Below are 17,389 nucleotides of genomic sequence, written 5' to 3' on the forward strand. Positions count from 1 at the left end.
TTTGTCTTATGTCAAAAACTGTTTAAGTTGGATGTCCTATGATTCAAGCATTGCAACCACCGATTACGTTTGACGAGTTTATTGAGTGGTTACCAGAAACCTCTGAATGCCGCTATGAATTACATCGTGGGGTAATTGTTGAGATGCCAAAACCGAGGGGTAAGCATTCAAAGTTGTCAGGGGATTTAGCTTACAATAATTGACGCACAAGTGACCTATATTGATGAAACTTTGGACTTTGTGCAGTAAGCGTTAAATAGCTAGCGGTTCAATGATTCAAGTTGTGATAGCCATGCGTTGAAGTGAGGACAGCGATTCCGAATTGTTTGTAGTCCAATGAGTTCAGCTACTTGAGGTCCCTCCGTAGCTTTGGCTTTTTCATAAGCAGGAAACTGGTCAATAATACGTTTACTAGGAGCTGTATCTTGTCCATCATTAACCAACTCAGGGGTTTCATATTGATCCGCGATAGCCTTGAGCGCTGCAATCTCATTTTTGCAACCTTCGTAAAAGTACTCAAACCAACTTGGCTCAGCAAACAGATACGCCTCATATTCGTGCAATTGAATGTACGGGATGAATCGCTGATCATCAATATCCGTAGCCAAGCTATGCTCTAGAAATTGAACCCGATGCATGGGATTTTGGCGCAGCTTCTCAGCTTCAGCCAATCCGGGAAACTCAGGAGAGATGGCATACAAGTCAATCATCGTCGTAAAGAACACATTGTCGCTTTTCTCCTGCTTGAGAAAACGCTGAATGTCATCCTTCATCGGTTGATACTGCCTACCACCACCGCGATGTACTTTACCCTTTTTCCGAGCGTGGGCAATAAGCACAATTTTGTCCATAAAAACACCATAGTTAGCTAGGTGTGGTTTCAGGATGTTATCAGCAAATGTTTGTTCAGTTTGTCCTTCAGCAAATAGGTAGAGGCGTACCATTAATGGGGTCCCCCACCAATGACATTTTTCTCCCAAACTTCCCCTAAACTGTATTCATCAAGCCAATCTGCTAATTCTGGGGAATCGAGCCGTTTAAAGTGCGACTCTTTACCCTGTCGATTGACTACAATGACATCTTCAGGATCAAAGTTATCCAAAAAAGAACTAGATTGGGTGCTGATGAGAATTTGTGTGTTATATGAAGCCTTGCCAAACATCGCCGCTACAACATTGAGAGCATAGGGATGAAGACCCAGTTCCGGTTCATCAACAATAATCAGTTCTGGCAGTTCGTCTTCTGGCTGTAAGAGCAATGTGGTAAGGCATATTGCTCGCAACGTCCCATCAGAAAACTGATGAGGTCCAAACACCCGATCTGACCCCTTTTCTTGCCAATTTAAAATGACCCGATTAGAGGCATCTGGTTCAAGCACAAAATCATCAAAAAATGGGGCAATTAAACGGATAGTTTTGACAATACGGTTATAAGCAGAACCACCATTCTCTTGGCGGAATCTGAGGAGTAATGCGGCTAAATTTCCGGCATCCGGCATCAGCCATCGGTTATCGCCAACATAACAGGATTGACGAAGCCCTGCCGTAGACGATGTATCATGAAAATGATACACACGGCAGCGGTTGAGCAAAAATCTGAGTACTTTTGCTGTCTGTGTACCTCCGTCTGCTGCTTCGCTGATTTTTGTTTCCTGATGTCCTGCACCTAATGAGTCAGTTTTTGGAGATGAGTAACCTGTTTGCAAGAAGCTCAAGGTTTCTTCAGCAAAAAAAAGCGTATCCCCTGCGGCATGGAATAAACGCAGGGTATAGGTATCGATTCCATTCTCGACCTCAAACTCCAGTTGCGCCTCTATTTGGGGTGTTATCTTGGGTCCAAAGTGCAACAGAGATTGAGCGCGTCCCGATGTGGCGATGTACTGTTGAAGTCGTCCCGCCATCATCTCATTCAGCAGCTTAAAAAACGCAATCAGGTTGCTCTTACCTGCTCCATTCGCTCCAATCAAAACATTTAAGGGACGCAACTCCAGATCCATGGTTTTAATGGATTTGAAGCCGTTGAGAATAATGCGTTGCAGCATGATTATTCTGCTGTTTTCACAGAAGGGGGTATTTGACTAGACACTTCATAAAAAGTTGTCGTGGGGGGCTTGACAAATAAATGAGACATCTTCTCTAAAATCTGTTGGTATGCCTCATTTTGATTTTCATCCATGTCTTCGATATGATCCCAAAAGATAACGGCAATCCCTTTATCCGTTCCCGGTTCTCGCAGCATATATGCCCCTTGGAATCCGTGAGTGTAGGTCGAGACGGCTTCTTCGTAAAGCTGTTGGGCTTCTTCAAACTTACCGGGCTTAAATTCCCCGATCGCGACATAGGCATACTTATGTTTGAGGAAGTCTAGAAATTCGCTCATTATTACACTCCTTACTGATTAAGTCAACAACCAACAACAAATGACAAAGGACAAAGGACTACTTTATGTTGCCATCAATGTGGCAACTTTTTGCAGAAGTTGGGCAGGTTCTACAGGTTTGGGTAAATAATCGTCAACCAGGGTGTTGAGATCGTGCTGTTCATCGGCTGAGAGTGAGGATGTAATCAACGCCAACACTTTGATGTGCGCTGTGGTCGTCTTATGGTGGAGATAATAGCTGATCTCATATCCGTCCATTGCCGATAACTGCCAATCCACAATCACCGCATGGGGTTGCAGCAGTTCAATTTGCCTGACAGCAGTGGAACTTTCGATCAGCCAAACCAGATGATAGCCCGCCGCCGTGAGAATTTCACAGATGGCTGTGGCGCTGGCTTCATTATTTTCGATTAACACGATACTCCCTGGCACCGGCGATCCCTTTTCCGATGGGGTGGCTGATTTGGTGCCCCCAGGAACAACCGATTGGATCGGCAAGCAAACGGTAAAAATAGACCCTTTTCCCACCGTGGATTCAACATCAATCGTACCACCATGGAGTTCGACCAATTGTTGGGTCAGCGCTAGCCCTAACCCTGTACCTTTGTAGGTGCGCTGATAGGTTGTCTCTAACTGCTGAAACTTTTGAAACATTAGGGGAATCTGGTCTTGGGGAATGCCAATCCCCGTGTCTTCAACTTGAAACACCGCTTGATTCTGTTCTCGCCACCCCCTTAAGGTAACCTGACCCCCAGCCGGAGTAAATTTTATCGCATTTCCCAATAAGTTAAACAGAATTTGCCGAAGTCGGCGTGAATCAGCCCGAAAGCGATCCTTAGGGCTAGGGACTTGCCAATCTAGGGTTAATTCGACTTGACCACTGCGGGCTTGTGCTTTTAAGGATCGTAAGGTTTGCTGGGCGAGATATCGCAGGGAAAACTCGCTGATATTTAAAACGGCTTTCCCCGCCTCTAATTGGGAAAAATCGAGAATATCGTTAATGAGTGTCAGTAATTGTTCGCCGTTGTCTTGGATGGTTTGTAAATAACGCCGTTGCTTCTCCAGGGATACGGTTTGACTCCCTCCCTCCCCCAATGACCAACGTAATAATGTTGCTGATAGTCCGATGACACAAGTCAGGGGCGTCCGCAACTCATGACTCATCGCCGCCAGAAATTCACTTTTGGCATGGTTAGCGGCTTGTGTGGCTTGCAGTGCATCCCGAAGTTCTTGGGTGCGTTCAATCACGCGCTGTTCTAGGCTACTTTTTTGCTGGTGCAGTTGGGCATACAATTGAGCCTGATAAATGGCAACAGCTAGGTGTTCGGCAATTTGCTTGAGAAACAGTTTCTCACTGTCTTGCCAATACCGGGATTCAAAACATTGGTGGGCAATCAGTAATCCCCATAGGTGGTTTTGAACAATAATCGGCGCGACTAACTTAGCCCTGACTTGGGTTTGACGCAGCAGTTGCAGTAAGCAGGGGGAATCGCGGTAGGCGACTTCCACATCATCAATCGCCCCCGTAAATCCTTGATGATATTTAGTGCGACAGTTAGGAACATGGAGGGCGCAGTCTCTTTCTTCTCGCCAATTGAGGACAGAACCAATTTCATCCGAACAACGGGCTTCATAGGTGACACAGCCCTCGTCTTCTTGTGAGGGAAGTGGTGAATCTAGAGATTTACCATGATCGAATTCATCGGCAAAATCTGTGGGATTGTCAACCTCTGTCTTCTCAGCTTCATTCCTAACGTTAACCCAATCGCTGCCGAATTGATAGATTAATAGTCGATCAACATTTAAAAAATGGCGCACCTCATCCACAGCCGTGGAGAGGATCACGGGTAACTCTAGACTTTGACGGATGTGAGTGGTAACCTGATTGATCAGTCGTTCCTGTTCAACTTGTTGGCGTAGTGCGACTTCAATGGGTTGACCAACATCACAGTACGGATGGATGGGTTCGTTGCTGATGGGATGCGCGGTGAATACGTCCATTAACAAGAGGGTAAATTCACTCTGGATGTCCCCTTGGTTCGGTTTGGGATGGGTTTGGGCAAGCTTGAAGATCTGCCGCATCTGGGAGTGGTTGATGAACCGTTGAGTGAGTTGATCGAGAAAACCCGCGATCGCATCTGACTCAAAGGTTAACCCAACCTGATACAGGCTGGACTGGGCATTTGTTCCTACTTTCCCCGGTGATTCAATTGGAGTCCCGATTACCAAGGCGCGGAACACCGGAGACACCAGCACCGTAAATTGTTGTACCTGTTGATCTAGACTCACAGATACAATGGGCAAGTCCTGCGATCGCAAGAGTACAGCATCCCTACCAATTTTTTCCTGCATCTGCTGCAATACCTCTTGCAGCCGCTCGAACATTGCCAATGGCAAGGTTCGGCTAAATCTTGGATTTCCCAATATCGCCATGAGTTTGGTCTAGTTTAAGCAAATGACAATGCTTCACCTCTGATTCGGTGTAAGCGGAGCCTCTATTCGATGCTATCCAAGATATAGCGATTTATTTATAAGATCTTTCTTAAAATTTCTAGCCTTTTATGCTCTATCCATCATGGTATCATTTTGTAAAGAGTAAGTAGGTGGACACAATTAATGTTAACGGTTGGGATTAGGGAACAGGGAACAGGGAACAGGGAACAGGGAACAGGGAACAGGGAACAGGGAACAGGGAACAGGGAACAGGGAACAGGGAACAGGGAACAGGGAACAGTTTTCATAACTCTCCCCCTAAACTAAGCGTGTATCCGTTCAAAAATCACTTTTATTTTTGGCTAAAGGCTTATTTGGGGTACTTCATGAACCTGGGAGCGTCCTCAACAAAAAATTTTCTGAGTTTCGGCTATAAAAAAATTAGATAATATCATACAATAAACGACCAACCCCAATGAATACGCTGAACCTAGCAAAATACCTAAAAAAAGACTATGCATCGGATTGCTGCAACACCGGGAGGATGGAACCCACAAGCTGAAGGGGTCATTTTTATTGAACAGACACCTGCGCCAATCATTTTGATCACAGCCGCTGATACCGATATTCAAACCTTGGCGGCGTCAATGGCTCATTTACCTCCAGATTTCCCAGCGATTCGAGCGGTTAACCTCCTGCAATTGCAGCAGGAATTAACGATTGACACCTACACCGAACAGGTGTTAAATCAGGCAGACGTTATTATTATCCGGCTTTTGGGTGGATCGGCTTACTGGTCTTATGGATTGGAAGTTGTGCAGACAACTGTAGAACAAACAGGGGCAAACTTAATCCTATTACCAGGAGATGATCGTCCCGATCCCAATTTAATTAGCCATTCTACCATTTCCTTAACTGCCGTTCATCAGTTATGGCGCTATTTTATCGAAGGGGGTGTGGAGAATTGTACCAACGCCCTGAAATTTGTTGCTGATTTGTGCTTGGGAGGAAGCTATGAGCCTCTGCCTCCTAAACCTGTACCGCGTGTGGGAATGTATGGGTGGGGAGACGAAACAAATGAAGCGCTGACTACGAACTCTAAAGTGGGGATTCTGTTTTATCGCGCTCATTATTTGGCGGGAAATACATCACCCATTGATGCACTTTGTCAAGCGTTAGTTGCACAACAGTTGCATCCTGTGCCAGTATTTGTCTCCTCGTTACGTGATCCGGATGTGCAAGCCGAGGTATTATCCTATTTCCAACCCAAAGATGGTGCGGAAATTGAGGTGTTGCTGAATACAACAAGTTTCTCCGTTGCTAAATTAACAGATAATGAACAACCCGGGTTGGAGTTATGGCAACGTTTGGATGTACCTGTACTGCAAGTCATTTTTAGTGGCGGGACAAAGGAACAATGGGAGGAACAATTTCAGGGATTAACCCCAAGAGATACAGCAATGAATGTAGCATTGCCAGAAGTAGATGGACGCATTATTACTCGTGCGGTTTCGTTCAAGGCGGTGCAAACCTGGAATCCGCTGCTGGAAACGGATGTTGTGGTATATGAATCGGTGCGCGATCGCATTAATTTTGTCGCTGAGTTAGCCGCGAATTGGGTAAAATTACGCCAAACCCCGCCAGCAGAACGGCGTATTGCCCTGATCTTAGCGAATTATCCTAACCGAGATGGACGCCTCGCGAATGGTGTGGGGCTGGATACGCCTGCAAGCTGTGTGGAAATTCTCAAGGCGTTGCAAGCGGCGGGGTATCAAGTAGAGGATAGTCCCGAAACGGGGGATGAACTGATCCAACGCTTAACCACGGGGGTAACTAATGATCCCGAAGGATGGGAATTACGTCCGGTTCAGCAGGGGTTATCTGAACAAGATTATCGAGATTATTTTAATACGTTACCGTTAACGGTACAACAAGGCATCTGTAAACGTTGGGATCAAGAAACTCAAAACCAGATTCCTTATAGGCGAAGCGAAGAGTCAAAACTCAATCAGGGCGAGTTTTGCACGAATGTTATCACCAATAGCAACAAGAAAGTTCCTAAACCCGCCCCTACACAATCAACAATCAACAATCAGCCATCAACAATTCCCATTCCGGGAATCCAATTGGGTAATATTTTTGTCGGAATTCAACCATCGCGGGGTTATGATAGTGACCCAACCTTAAATTATCATGCGCCAGATTTAGAACCAACACCCGCTTATTTAGCCTTTTATTATTGGCTGCGGCAGAAATTTGGGGCGCAGGCGGTGGTACATCTGGGTAAACATGGAAATTTGGAATGGTTACCCGGAAAAAGTTTGGCACTCTCTGAAACGTGTTATCCTGAAGTCGCTTTAGGGACAATGCCCCACTTATACCCATTCATTGTCAATGATCCGGGGGAAGGCTCGCAAGCCAAACGGCGATCGCAGGCTGTGATTATTGACCACCTGACGCCACCGATGACTCGTGCTGAACTCTATGGTTCTTTGCAACAGCTAGAAGGGTTAGTGGATGAATATTACGAAGCGCAAAGCTTAGATCCCTCTCGCTTACCGATTATCCGCGATCGCATTACTCAATTGATCATCCAAGAAAACCTGTACCAGGATTTGGGAATTGAGGATGGGGTGGAACGTGGAGAAACAGAGGGTTTTATCGATAACGTTGTGTCGATGTCGAATAGCTGGACTAAACCCACCCTTCTAGGGGAAGCAGGGAAAGCGAATCTGTTAACTCAAATTGATAGCTACCTGTGTGAATTAAAAGAAGCTCAAATTCGGGATGGGTTACATATATTAGGACAGTGTCCCCAGGGACGACTATTACGAGACTTAACTGTGGCAATTGCCCGTCATCCGGGAAGGGGACGCTTGGGGTTAACTCGTGCGATCACGCAAGACTGGGGATGGGAGTTTGATCCCCTGATTCCAGAGGGTGAGACTAAGAGACAGGCGATCGCGCAATTGGAAGCCCAGGCGTCTCAATTGGTGGAATCTCTGATATCAAAGGCAGAAGACTCTTTCAAGGCAAAGGGCAGAGGGCAGAAGGCAGAAGGGTTTCAGAAGGCAGAGTCAACACTGAGTCAGGGCGGGTTTTGTACAAATGTTACTATCAATAGCGACAAGATTGTTCCTAAACCCGCCCCTACAGACGCGCCATGGCACGTCTCTACACTTAATTCCCGGATCGGACAACAAACGCAACAGGAATTAGACTGGATTCGCGATCGCCTTTTACCCGCCTTAACCCAAACCTGCCAAGAAATCACTCATCTGTTGCAGGGATTAGACGGGCGCTATGTCGAGAGTGGGGCGGCGGGTGCGCCAACGAGGGGACGCCCGGAGGTATTACCCACAGGTCGCAATTTTTACTCCGTTGATATCCGGGCGATTCCTACCGAAACGGCGTGGGATGTGGGACGGAAGGCGGCGGAGGCGGTGATTGAACGCTATACCCAGGATAATGGGGAGTATCCCAAAACACTGGCATTATCCGTATGGGGAACGTCAGCCATGAGAACCGGGGGCGATGATCTAGCGCAAGCGCTGGCTTTGTTGGGTGTGCAACCGATTTGGGATCGCCCGTCACGTCGGGTGGTGGATTTTGAAATTCTGCCCCTGTCGGTGTTAGGGCGTCCGCGTGTAGATGTGACGCTGCGGATTTCGGGCTTTTTTCGCGATGCTTTCCCTAATTTAATTGATCTATTTTACAATGCCGTGGTCGCTGTTGCCGCTTTGAATGAATCCCCGGAGGATAATCCCTTGGCGGCGCAAGTGAAACAGGAGACAGCGTTCTGGTGTGAAGCGGGATTGAGTGAAGAGGAAGCCGAGGCGCGATCGCATTATCGGATATTTGGCTCGAAACCGGGAGCCTATGGCGCGGGGTTACAGGGATTGATTGAGGCGCAAAATTGGCGTGATGAACAGGATTTGGCGCGGGCGTATATGAATTGGAGTAGTTATGCGTACTGTGGTACATCTTCCCCAAATCAAGAGGGGGTTGCAGCACCAGAAGCCTTTGCACAACGCCTGAAGCAATTGCAAGTCGTTTTACATAATCAGGATAATCGAGAACATGATTTACTCGATTCCGATGATTATTATCAGTTTCAAGGGGGATTAACCGCCTCGGTGCGGGCGCTGACAGGTAAGAATCCGCAAACCTATTTTGGCGATCATTCGATTCCGGAAAATCCCAGAGTGCGACGGCTACAGGAGGAAATTGCCCGCGTTTACCGTTCCCGTGTGGTGAATCCCAAATGGATTGCAGGGGTAATGCGCCACGGTTATAAGGGGGCGTTTGAAATGGCGGCGACGGTGGATTATTTGTTTGCTTATGATGCGACAGCCAATTGTGTGGCAGATTATATGTATCAAGGGGTGACGGAGGCTTATCTGTTGGATGATCAGGTGCAAGACTTTATCCAGCAAAAGAATCCTTGGGCGATGCGGGATATGGCAGAACGGTTACTGGAGGCACATCAGCGCTCATTGTGGCAATCGGCTAAACCTGAGATACTGGAGAAATTGAGAGCGATCGCCTTGCAAGCCGAAGGGGTAATTGAAGCGGTGAGTGATCCGAACGTCCTAGTACAAGAAGGCAGAAGTCCGAAGGCAGATGGCAGAAGGCTATAAGGAACCCATGGTAGCTGCAATATCTCCCCCAGCTTCCCCTGCTCCCTCTGCTCCCCCTGCTTCGTCGTATCTACGAAGCTGCTCAAGTATTTTTACGCCCGCTGCACTAGGGATTGGACAATAAGCTAATTTTATAACCTATTTTCCTTTATCCAGAATTAGCTGATGTGACACTTCTAGGGGTGGAATGCGGGTTGACAACAGTCTCGCTTGACCTGGTTAGGATATAACCAGGATTAGAAAACTCAATTACTGAGGCGTTGCTGAATGGACTGAATCACAGCAGCGTTTTTTGTTTCTACGGTTACGACGTAACACTAGGTAGCTAAACATTGGCTCATAAGTTATAGCAACCGCCATGGCTGTTAGGACACATCATTTATGTTCCAGACGTTGCATTTTAGTCTCTACAATGGTGCCGAAAGTCCTAATCGATGTGTCTACTGCTATATCATTTCTGTCCCATCGGGTGTGACAGTTCAACGGGTGGAACACGAACTGCAAACAGTTTCGGGTCAGTTAGCTACCATTTGTATAGATAGGATTAGAAAACTCAATGCTGGGCGTTGCTGAATGGACTGAATGAAAGGCAGCGTCTTTTTTGTGTCTCTTTTTATTGTATCAAATAATACAGAATTATAGCCAGAAATTTGTATATGTAGCTCTGAACCTCAGCGTTGGTCTGCAAAAGTGCAGTAAGTCAGGGGCTTTCCTGAGATAGGTTCCCTGGTTGGAAGCGTAAAGATTTTACACAAATCGTAGTAAAAGGAACAGACAACGTTTTAACCTAGGATCAGACCAACCGTTCAGATGGGTACCAGTCAGCTTCTCTGGTTAAATCGAAGTAAGCGATAAACACAGTGGCTGACTTCGTTGTGTCACCTACTTGTAAACTACATGGAGGCGTGGCATTATTTTCCGATAATAATCTTTGATTGAACGGGAGAGGAATGCCACGAAGAAAAATGATTCGGTCATTTAGTGTGCATCCCCAGTCTATTCCCAAAGTCAAACAAGCTTGGCGCAATAAGAGTCATGGGCGCGATCGCGAACTGGCGGAATCCCTAGGACTATCGTTAGACACCCTAAATCACTTTCTCAAGGGACAACCCGTTAAAGGACTAAATTTTGTCGAACTTTGTCAAGTCTTAGAATTGGACTGGCAGGATGTGGCTGGTTTAGATAGCCAGCAGAATCTAGTTTTTGACTCGCCGATTGAAGTGGGTGAGTTCTTGGCTTACTCTTACAGTAATGGCATTAGTGCTGTTGACCAAGCGTTACAAGCACTGGTGAAAACACTCTGCGAACTATTGGGTCGCCTCACCCGCAAAGTCGGGAATTTGCTTCGTGCTGATCGCACCAGTATTTTTTTATTGGATCGAGAACGACAGGAATTGGGTTCGCTAATTGCTGAGGATGGAGATGGTGGTAGTCTGTTGATTGATATTCCAGCTAACAAAGGAATTGCTAGTCTCGCTGCTTCTTCGTTAAAAGTGATTAACATTCCTTTTGATGTCTATGATGATCCACGTTCTGACATGGCAAAGAGGACAGATCAGCGTACTGGATACCGCACCTATACAATTCTGGCTTGGCCCCTCCTCAACGAGAAACAAGATCTGGTAGCAGTGGTGCAGTTAATCAATAAATTAAAGTCCAACTACCAACCGGAAGATGATCTAGTCAAGAAGATTGATCCTCGTGGTTTTACCCGAGATGATGAAGTTCTATTTGCCAAGTTTGCCCCTTCGATTCTCCAGATTTTAGAACGATGTCAATTTTGTTACCAACTTGCCCAAAAACTCCGGGAAACCACAGATATTAAACCCGGTAGTTTGCGAGAAGTTGAATTGGTCGAGCAACTTCAGCGACAAGAACGACAGTTACAGAAAAGTCTCCAACGGCTCTAGAGGGAGATGAGGGAGATGGGGGAGATGAGGGAGATGAGGGAGATGGGGGAGATGGGGGAGATGCGCTAGGACATCGGTCAAGAAACCGGGTTTCTTTGGGTGAAAGCTTAATATTTCGTTGTCATCCTCACGAGAAACCCGGTTTCTCATAAAAGCAAGCCCTACTCAACCCCACGCCCCTTGGATACAAAAGGTAATACCTGGATTTTGGATATTCAGGAACAACTTACTCCCATCTGGGGAAAAGCAAACTCCGGCAAATTCGCTGGTGTTAATCGCGTTACGAGCAAACTTATAAATTTCGCCTGCCGCATTGACACCGACAATAAATTGCTCCCCATTGCCATCTTCACATAAGAATAGATCACCAAAGGGTGCGACAGTAATATTATCTGGATTATCCAGTTCGCTTTCCCGTTCTGACTCAATCACTAATGTCAGCGTGTCATCAACAGGATTGTAAGCAAAAATTTGACCTTGCCCAATTTCACCGCCACTGGTACAGACAAAGTAAATCAAGCCATTACCATACCATGCTCCTTCACCCCGGTTAAAAATAGCTGCCCCTTTAGTTTGGGCTTCTTGACGGAGGGTGTCCTCAACCGGATCAACATCCTCAAGTTTGACCCATTCCACAGCTAAAGGCTGACCTTTTTTCGATAAAAAACCTGTGCTGGTATTAACAGTAGGCATTCCTTTAATCACCAATGCTTCCAGAATACCACCTGCTTTGAGATTACGGGGTTGCTGGGGACGGAAGCGATAAAAACAGCTATCTCCTCTATCTTCGGTTTGGTAAATATATCCACTAACTGGGTCTACAGCTATTGCTTCGTGGTTAAAACGACCCATTGCCACTAACGGTATAGGTTTGACCAGCCTACCTCTAACTGGAACTTCAAAGTTATAGCCGTGTTTTTTCGAGACATTACGCGGATCTCCGAGTTTGTTTCCCGCTGGTGTGGAGGTATTCTCTTCACAACTAATCCAGGAACCCCAAGGGGTTGGTCCACCTGCACAGTTGCGGTACGTTCCTGCTAGGGAGGCATAGTCTTGCTGCAAGTTCCCATTCTTGTCAACAATTAAGGTTGTTGTTCCACCCAAACATAAAGGATCGTACTTGTGCGAGTCTGATGCCTTCACGCCAAACTTGTTAATTTGATCCGGGCTGAGTTCGTGATTGCGAACCAGGATTGTGGTGTCTTTTGGTCCGGGAAATGCTGCCATTCCATCATGATCACCGGGTACAGGATTCCCATCGCTCATAATATCTCCGGTTTTCGAGAAGGCTGTATAGGTAAATCCGGCTGGTAAGTCCAGTAAACCTCTGGGATCAGGAACGAGGGAACCAAAGCCCACTCCATGAGTAGATTGACCATGGGTCACTCTGGCGTAAAAGGCTTCCAACGGGGAAACCATAAAAGCTCCGGCGGCGCTCGCGCCTGCCAAGGTCAGAAAACTACGTCGGGATAACGCCACTGTCTTCCCCTAAAACGTTACACCAAGATTTTACCTAAAAAGTTGACCATGAGGGGAGATCGTCATACTCGCTCCCTTGAGAAGCAAGCTACCTTTATGTAAGGGTTTGAGAGCTATTTGCAAAACTTAATACAGCACCGTTTTCTGTTGTCCGACTACTTAGTGATTAGGTTAGCTAAGAGTCAATTAATTTTTGGTTAAGTTTAAATTAAATCAAAACAGAAATCACTACAATCAGTTGACATCATTATCTACTCTTTAATCTGTCGGTAATAGTCGAGTTAATCCTAACTCAAACCTGTTTTGTTTAAGGATTTTAAATAATCACAATAAAAAAAACATAGCGATAATCCTGAAAGCTAGATGAATCTGAGTAGTTAGTAATGTAAGTCTAGTGAATTTAATTCTCTGAACATGAAATTTTCTCCTCTGACTCCAGCTACGAAAAAAACTCAGTTCAGTACAGGATTATTATTGTTGGTTATTTTCTGTTCGGGATGTAATAATCAATTCGATGCATTAGCCACACAGACTTGCACTGAGGCAGAATTGGCGGTTGTTGAAGCTCAGCAGCAATTTGAGCAAGTTGAGGATCAATTAGTTCGCTCAAGTCAGTCAGATATTCAGACGGTTGACACATCAATATTGCAAGAGCTGCAAGAAACCCAAGAGTACGCTTTTGAGATTTGCGAACAAGGAGGATAGTTAAAAGATCGGGTAAGAGTGTAGGAGGTAGGGTGTCTAAATATTTGTGACTATTTTTTTGAATCGTGCGACCTAAATATTTTTTGGTGAAAATTCAATTTCAAATACTGTATTATTCGTTTTCTTTATTTCCAGCTTGCCTTGAAGTTGTGCTACTAAAGCATGGACTAATTGCAAACCCAAGCTTTTCGGTGAATTAAAATCAATTAATTCAGTTGGTGTTGGCTTGTTATTGCCCACTATCAATTGGATTTTTTTATATTCTGTGTCTTTTGAATAAATATCAATCCATATATGACCTTTATGACTGTTACCTGTAAAAGCATGTTTTAATGCATTAGAAATTAGTTCATTTAAGATTAATCCACAGTAAATTGCGGTAGACAAATCAAAATTTACACGTTGATCAATATTGAGTTGTAGAATAATAGATTCGGGATGAATAGCATAGGTTTGAATTAAGTGATAAGTAAGGTTTTCAATATAATTGATAAAGTTGATCCCCTCCAAGTGTTCAAATTGATAGAGTTCCTCATGGATAAGAGCCATTGATTTGATTCGGCTTTGGCTTGCCTGGAAAAGGGCGAAAATCTCAGGATCATCAATTTGCTGTGATTGTAGATCAAGCAGACTAGAGACAAGTTGTAGGTTATTTTTGACCCGATGGTGAATTTCTTGGAATAGGACTTCCTTTTGCTGTAAGGAAATTTTTAGCTGCTCCTCGATATGTTTGCGATCGCTAATATCCATTGCCGCGCAGGTAATTCCCTCTATGTCTCCGATTGAGTTGCGTAAGGGTTCGACGGTCAAATCATAGTATCGAAGTTTACCATTAATGGTGAGGGAGACTTCCGCTCGCATTCCTATTCCACTGGTCAATACACGCTGCTTGATGGATATTAAGGGTTGTGCTTCTTGGGGGGCTAGGAGTTCGCTGTCGGTTTTTCCCAAGATAGCATCCACGTCATCATCAGGAACCACATTGTAAGCCCAAGTGTAGCGTAACTCCTGATCTTGATTAAACACCACCAAGGGTGCATGTTTCAGCACCGTGCGGAAGCGGGTTTCACTTTGCCGGAGTGCTTCTTCTACCTGCTGACGTTCTCTCAATTCACGTTGTAACTTAGCATACAATTGGGCTTGATGAATCGCGATCGCACAATGATTGGCAATGGCTTGAACAAACTCAATATCCTCTCGGTTCCATTCCCGTGTCTGATCGCATTGGTGTAGACTAATTCCACCCATATAGGAATTTTGATAAAGCAATGGCACAATCAAAATAGCCCGAATTTCACAATCCTGCGCCGCCTTGATTAACACATCGGGAAAATTGGGAGTAATTTGCGGAACAACCACAGGCTGACCCTGGCTCAATTCCTGGTGGTGATACTGATAAAAATCACAGTAGACACCCAAAATACTCTTCCGTTGTGCGGTCGCTTCAGAAACGTGATGCGCTCTCATTTGCGACTCATCATCCGGTCGAAAAATTAAACAGCGACTGACATTGAGTGTTTCATGGAGTTGATCGACCGTGGTTTGGAGAATATCCTCCAACACTAATGTACCGCGCATCGCTTGCACAATTTGGTTGAGTAATGTCTGTCGGGAGACTTGGCGTCGCAGTTCAATGAGTTCTTGTCCTAATGCGGTAATATGGGTTGGGTGAGACGAGTTAACCTCTAGGTGAGAGTTGGATGGCTGATCGACGGACATAGTTCTCCTTAGGGGAAGGATGTGACAGAAAAAATTTGATCCTAGTTCATGAAGGGAGGTTTTGGACAGGTATCAGGAGTTAGAGGTTCTCACCTCTGTCTCACGGTATATTAGTTCTAGCCAAAGTGGTATGCTGAATAAATAGTTATCAAATCACTTCATTATTTCATCCGAAACAGAGAGTTTGTTTTACTATTCATAATCTCATTTCATTGCGATCGCGCTTAGTTTTAGAGGGCAGTTTACCACTGATCCCTCTTCCTTGAGTAAACCGCTAGAGACCACTTGAAGTTAAACTGAAGACTTAAGAATCCGTGATCGACATCTCCGTCGGACATCGGTAGTGAACCCTAGCTGAGGTGATTCATCCATGACCCTAGGTTAAAGGAGAACTCTCACCATTCAACTCTTGCAATCCGGCTCTAGCACAGTATAGAACTATCCAGGCTGATTATGTCTGAATTAAGCGAAAACAACATTCCCCTCCAGACGGGATCGCGCAGCGAATTGCGAGAGTTAGTTCGGACTCAACTGCAAATGCTGTTGGAACAAGACAATTTTCAGGGCGCTAAACAAGTATTAGTTCCTGTACAACCTGTGGACATCGCCGACGCGATCGAAGGATTGCCCGACGCCCTACAGGTTATCGCGTTCCGCTTACTCTCGAAAGCTGAGGCGATTGAAGTTTATGAGTATCTTGACTCTAGCGTCCAACAGTCGCTGATCGAGGAATTTAAACGTCAAGAGGTACTTGACATCGTGGACAAAATGTCCCCCGATGATCGAGTCCGGTTGTTTGATGAATTGCCCGCCAAAGTGGTTCGCCGTTTGCTGGCTCAACTGAGTCCCCAGGAACGCCAAGCTACTGCTCAACTCCTCGGTTATGAAGCCGATACCGCAGGGCGAATCATGACCCCGGAGTATATTTCCCTCAAAGAAAGCTTAACCTTGGGCGAAACCCTGGAACGGATTCGGAGTTTAGCCAGTACCACGGAGACGATTTATTACGTTTATGTCACCGATGCAGAACGACATTTGAGTGGAATCGTTTCATTGCGGGATTTAGTTGTGTCTCCACCGGAGCAAACTCTAGGTGAAGTAATGAGTCGTGATGCCGTTTGTGTTCACACGGATACGGATCAAGAAGAAGTGGCGCGGTTAATCCAACGTTACGACTTTCTGGCTGTACCTGTTGTTGATCGAGAACATCGTTTGGTGGGAATTGTCACCGTTGATGATGTGATCGATATTTTAGAGAGAGAAACCACTGAAGATATTTATGCCTTGGGGGGTGGGGTACAATCCGGGCGCGATAATTACTTTCAAACCAACTTAATTACCGTTGCCCGCAAACGAGTGGTTTGGTTATTTGTGTTGTTACTGACAAACAGTGTGACTGCCACCATCATTAACTCTCAAGCAGACATCTTACAAAGAGTTGTGGCGCTGGCGGCATTTATTCCGCTGTTAACGGGTACAGGGGGAAATGTGGGCGCTCAATCGTCAACGGTGGTGATTCGCGGTTTAAACACTGACGAAATTCGAGATATGGGTTCATTACAGGTGATCGGGCGTGAAGCTATGGCAGGAGCGCTACTGGGAACAATTTTAGGCTCAGTGGCAACGGTTTGGGCGTATCTGCTCAGAGATGATATCTTTGTTGCCGTTGCTGTGGGTATCAGTTTAGTCGCGATCGCGATTCTGGCATCGGTAGCGGGTTCGGCGTTACCGTTTCTGTTCCGTTCCCTGGGATTAGATCCGGCTTTGATGTCAGCCCCGTTTATTACCACGGCGGTTGATGTGTTGGGTGTGTTGATTTATTTTAATATTGCCAGGGTGGTTCTTGGTCTTTAATTATAAGTAGGTGGACACAATTAGAGTTAACGGTTGAGATTGGGGAACTGTTTAACAGGGAACAGGGAACAGTACAGAATGTCCTAACCTGTCAAGGTAGCTGCTATATTTGTCATTCGTCATTTGTTTATGTCATTTGTCATTGGTCATACTCGCTCCCGAAAAGAAGCAAGCTACGTCTTATGTTTTTTTATAATTCATAATTCCAAGACTAACTATAGATGAATTCTCATGACAGGGAATGCTAACTCACCGTCTGAAAATTGCCGA

General features: G+C 45.5%; 10 protein-coding genes and 1 pseudogene. 5 read left to right on the forward strand and 6 right to left on the reverse strand.

Going from position 1 to position 17,389, the window contains the following annotated elements; translation table 11 throughout:
• Positions 1-38 precede the first annotated feature (38 nt).
• Positions 39-188, forward strand: a pseudogene (locus RIE73_RS34790) (Uma2 family endonuclease); the annotation flags it as partial.
• A 72-nt stretch (positions 189-260) separates the two neighbouring features.
• Here the strand turns inward: RIE73_RS34790 and RIE73_RS34795 are convergent.
• From RIE73_RS34795 to RIE73_RS34810, 4 genes are all read right to left on the reverse strand, one after another.
• Entirely contained in the window at positions 261-944 is a 684-nt protein-coding gene (locus RIE73_RS34795; RefSeq protein WP_446405509.1) for a DUF4276 family protein, read from the reverse strand.
• Positions 944-2,041 (reverse strand): AAA family ATPase, encoded by a 1,098-nt coding sequence (locus RIE73_RS34800; protein WP_446405510.1) that lies wholly within the window; start codon positions 2,039-2,041, stop codon positions 944-946. Before RIE73_RS34800 ends, RIE73_RS34795 begins: the two co-directional genes overlap by 1 nt.
• A 2-nt stretch (positions 2,042-2,043) precedes the next feature.
• Positions 2,044-2,379, reverse strand: coding sequence for an antibiotic biosynthesis monooxygenase (locus RIE73_RS34805; RefSeq protein WP_446390632.1), 336 nt, complete (start codon positions 2,377-2,379; stop codon positions 2,044-2,046).
• 63 nt (positions 2,380-2,442) lie between these two features.
• A complete protein-coding gene (locus RIE73_RS34810) occupies positions 2,443-4,812 on the reverse strand; it encodes a hybrid sensor histidine kinase/response regulator (RefSeq protein WP_446405511.1) in 2,370 nt (789 codons plus the stop codon).
• A gap of 515 nt (positions 4,813-5,327) precedes the next feature.
• Here RIE73_RS34810 and cobN point away from each other — a divergent pair.
• Complete coding sequence (cobN, locus tag RIE73_RS34815; RefSeq protein WP_446405512.1) at positions 5,328-9,452, forward strand: cobaltochelatase subunit CobN; 4,125 nt, start codon at positions 5,328-5,330, stop codon at positions 9,450-9,452.
• 950 nt (positions 9,453-10,402) lie between these two features.
• Positions 10,403-11,362 (forward strand): GAF domain-containing protein, encoded by a 960-nt coding sequence (locus tag RIE73_RS34820; RefSeq protein ID WP_446405513.1) that lies wholly within the window; start codon positions 10,403-10,405, stop codon positions 11,360-11,362.
• Positions 11,363-11,527: 165 nt separating this feature from the next.
• Here RIE73_RS34820 and RIE73_RS34825 read toward each other — a convergent pair whose 3' ends face one another.
• Positions 11,528-12,781: an alkaline phosphatase PhoX gene (locus RIE73_RS34825; protein WP_446405514.1), complete on the reverse strand. Its 1,254-nt coding sequence runs from the start codon at positions 12,779-12,781 to the stop codon at positions 11,528-11,530.
• A 474-nt stretch (positions 12,782-13,255) separates the two neighbouring features.
• Here RIE73_RS34825 and RIE73_RS34830 point away from each other — a divergent pair, with 474 nt between their 5' ends.
• Positions 13,256-13,546, forward strand: coding sequence for a hypothetical protein (locus RIE73_RS34830; RefSeq protein ID WP_446405515.1), 291 nt, complete (start codon positions 13,256-13,258; stop codon positions 13,544-13,546).
• 72 nt (positions 13,547-13,618) lie between these two features.
• Here RIE73_RS34830 and RIE73_RS34835 read toward each other — a convergent pair whose 3' ends face one another.
• Positions 13,619-15,265 (reverse strand): histidine kinase dimerization/phosphoacceptor domain -containing protein, encoded by a 1,647-nt coding sequence (locus RIE73_RS34835; protein ID WP_446405516.1) that lies wholly within the window; start codon positions 15,263-15,265, stop codon positions 13,619-13,621.
• A 453-nt stretch (positions 15,266-15,718) separates the two neighbouring features.
• On the opposite strand from RIE73_RS34835, the gene mgtE reads away from it, so the two are divergent.
• The gene (gene mgtE, locus RIE73_RS34840; protein ID WP_446405517.1) at positions 15,719-17,119 is read left to right on the forward strand and encodes a magnesium transporter; all 1,401 of its coding nucleotides are present in this window, start codon (positions 15,719-15,721) and stop codon (positions 17,117-17,119) included.
• Positions 17,120-17,389 lie beyond the last annotated feature (270 nt).

Source organism: Coleofasciculus sp. C1-SOL-03 (assembly GCF_040220555.1).
GTDB lineage: Bacteria > Cyanobacteriota > Cyanobacteriia > Cyanobacteriales > Coleofasciculaceae > Coleofasciculus.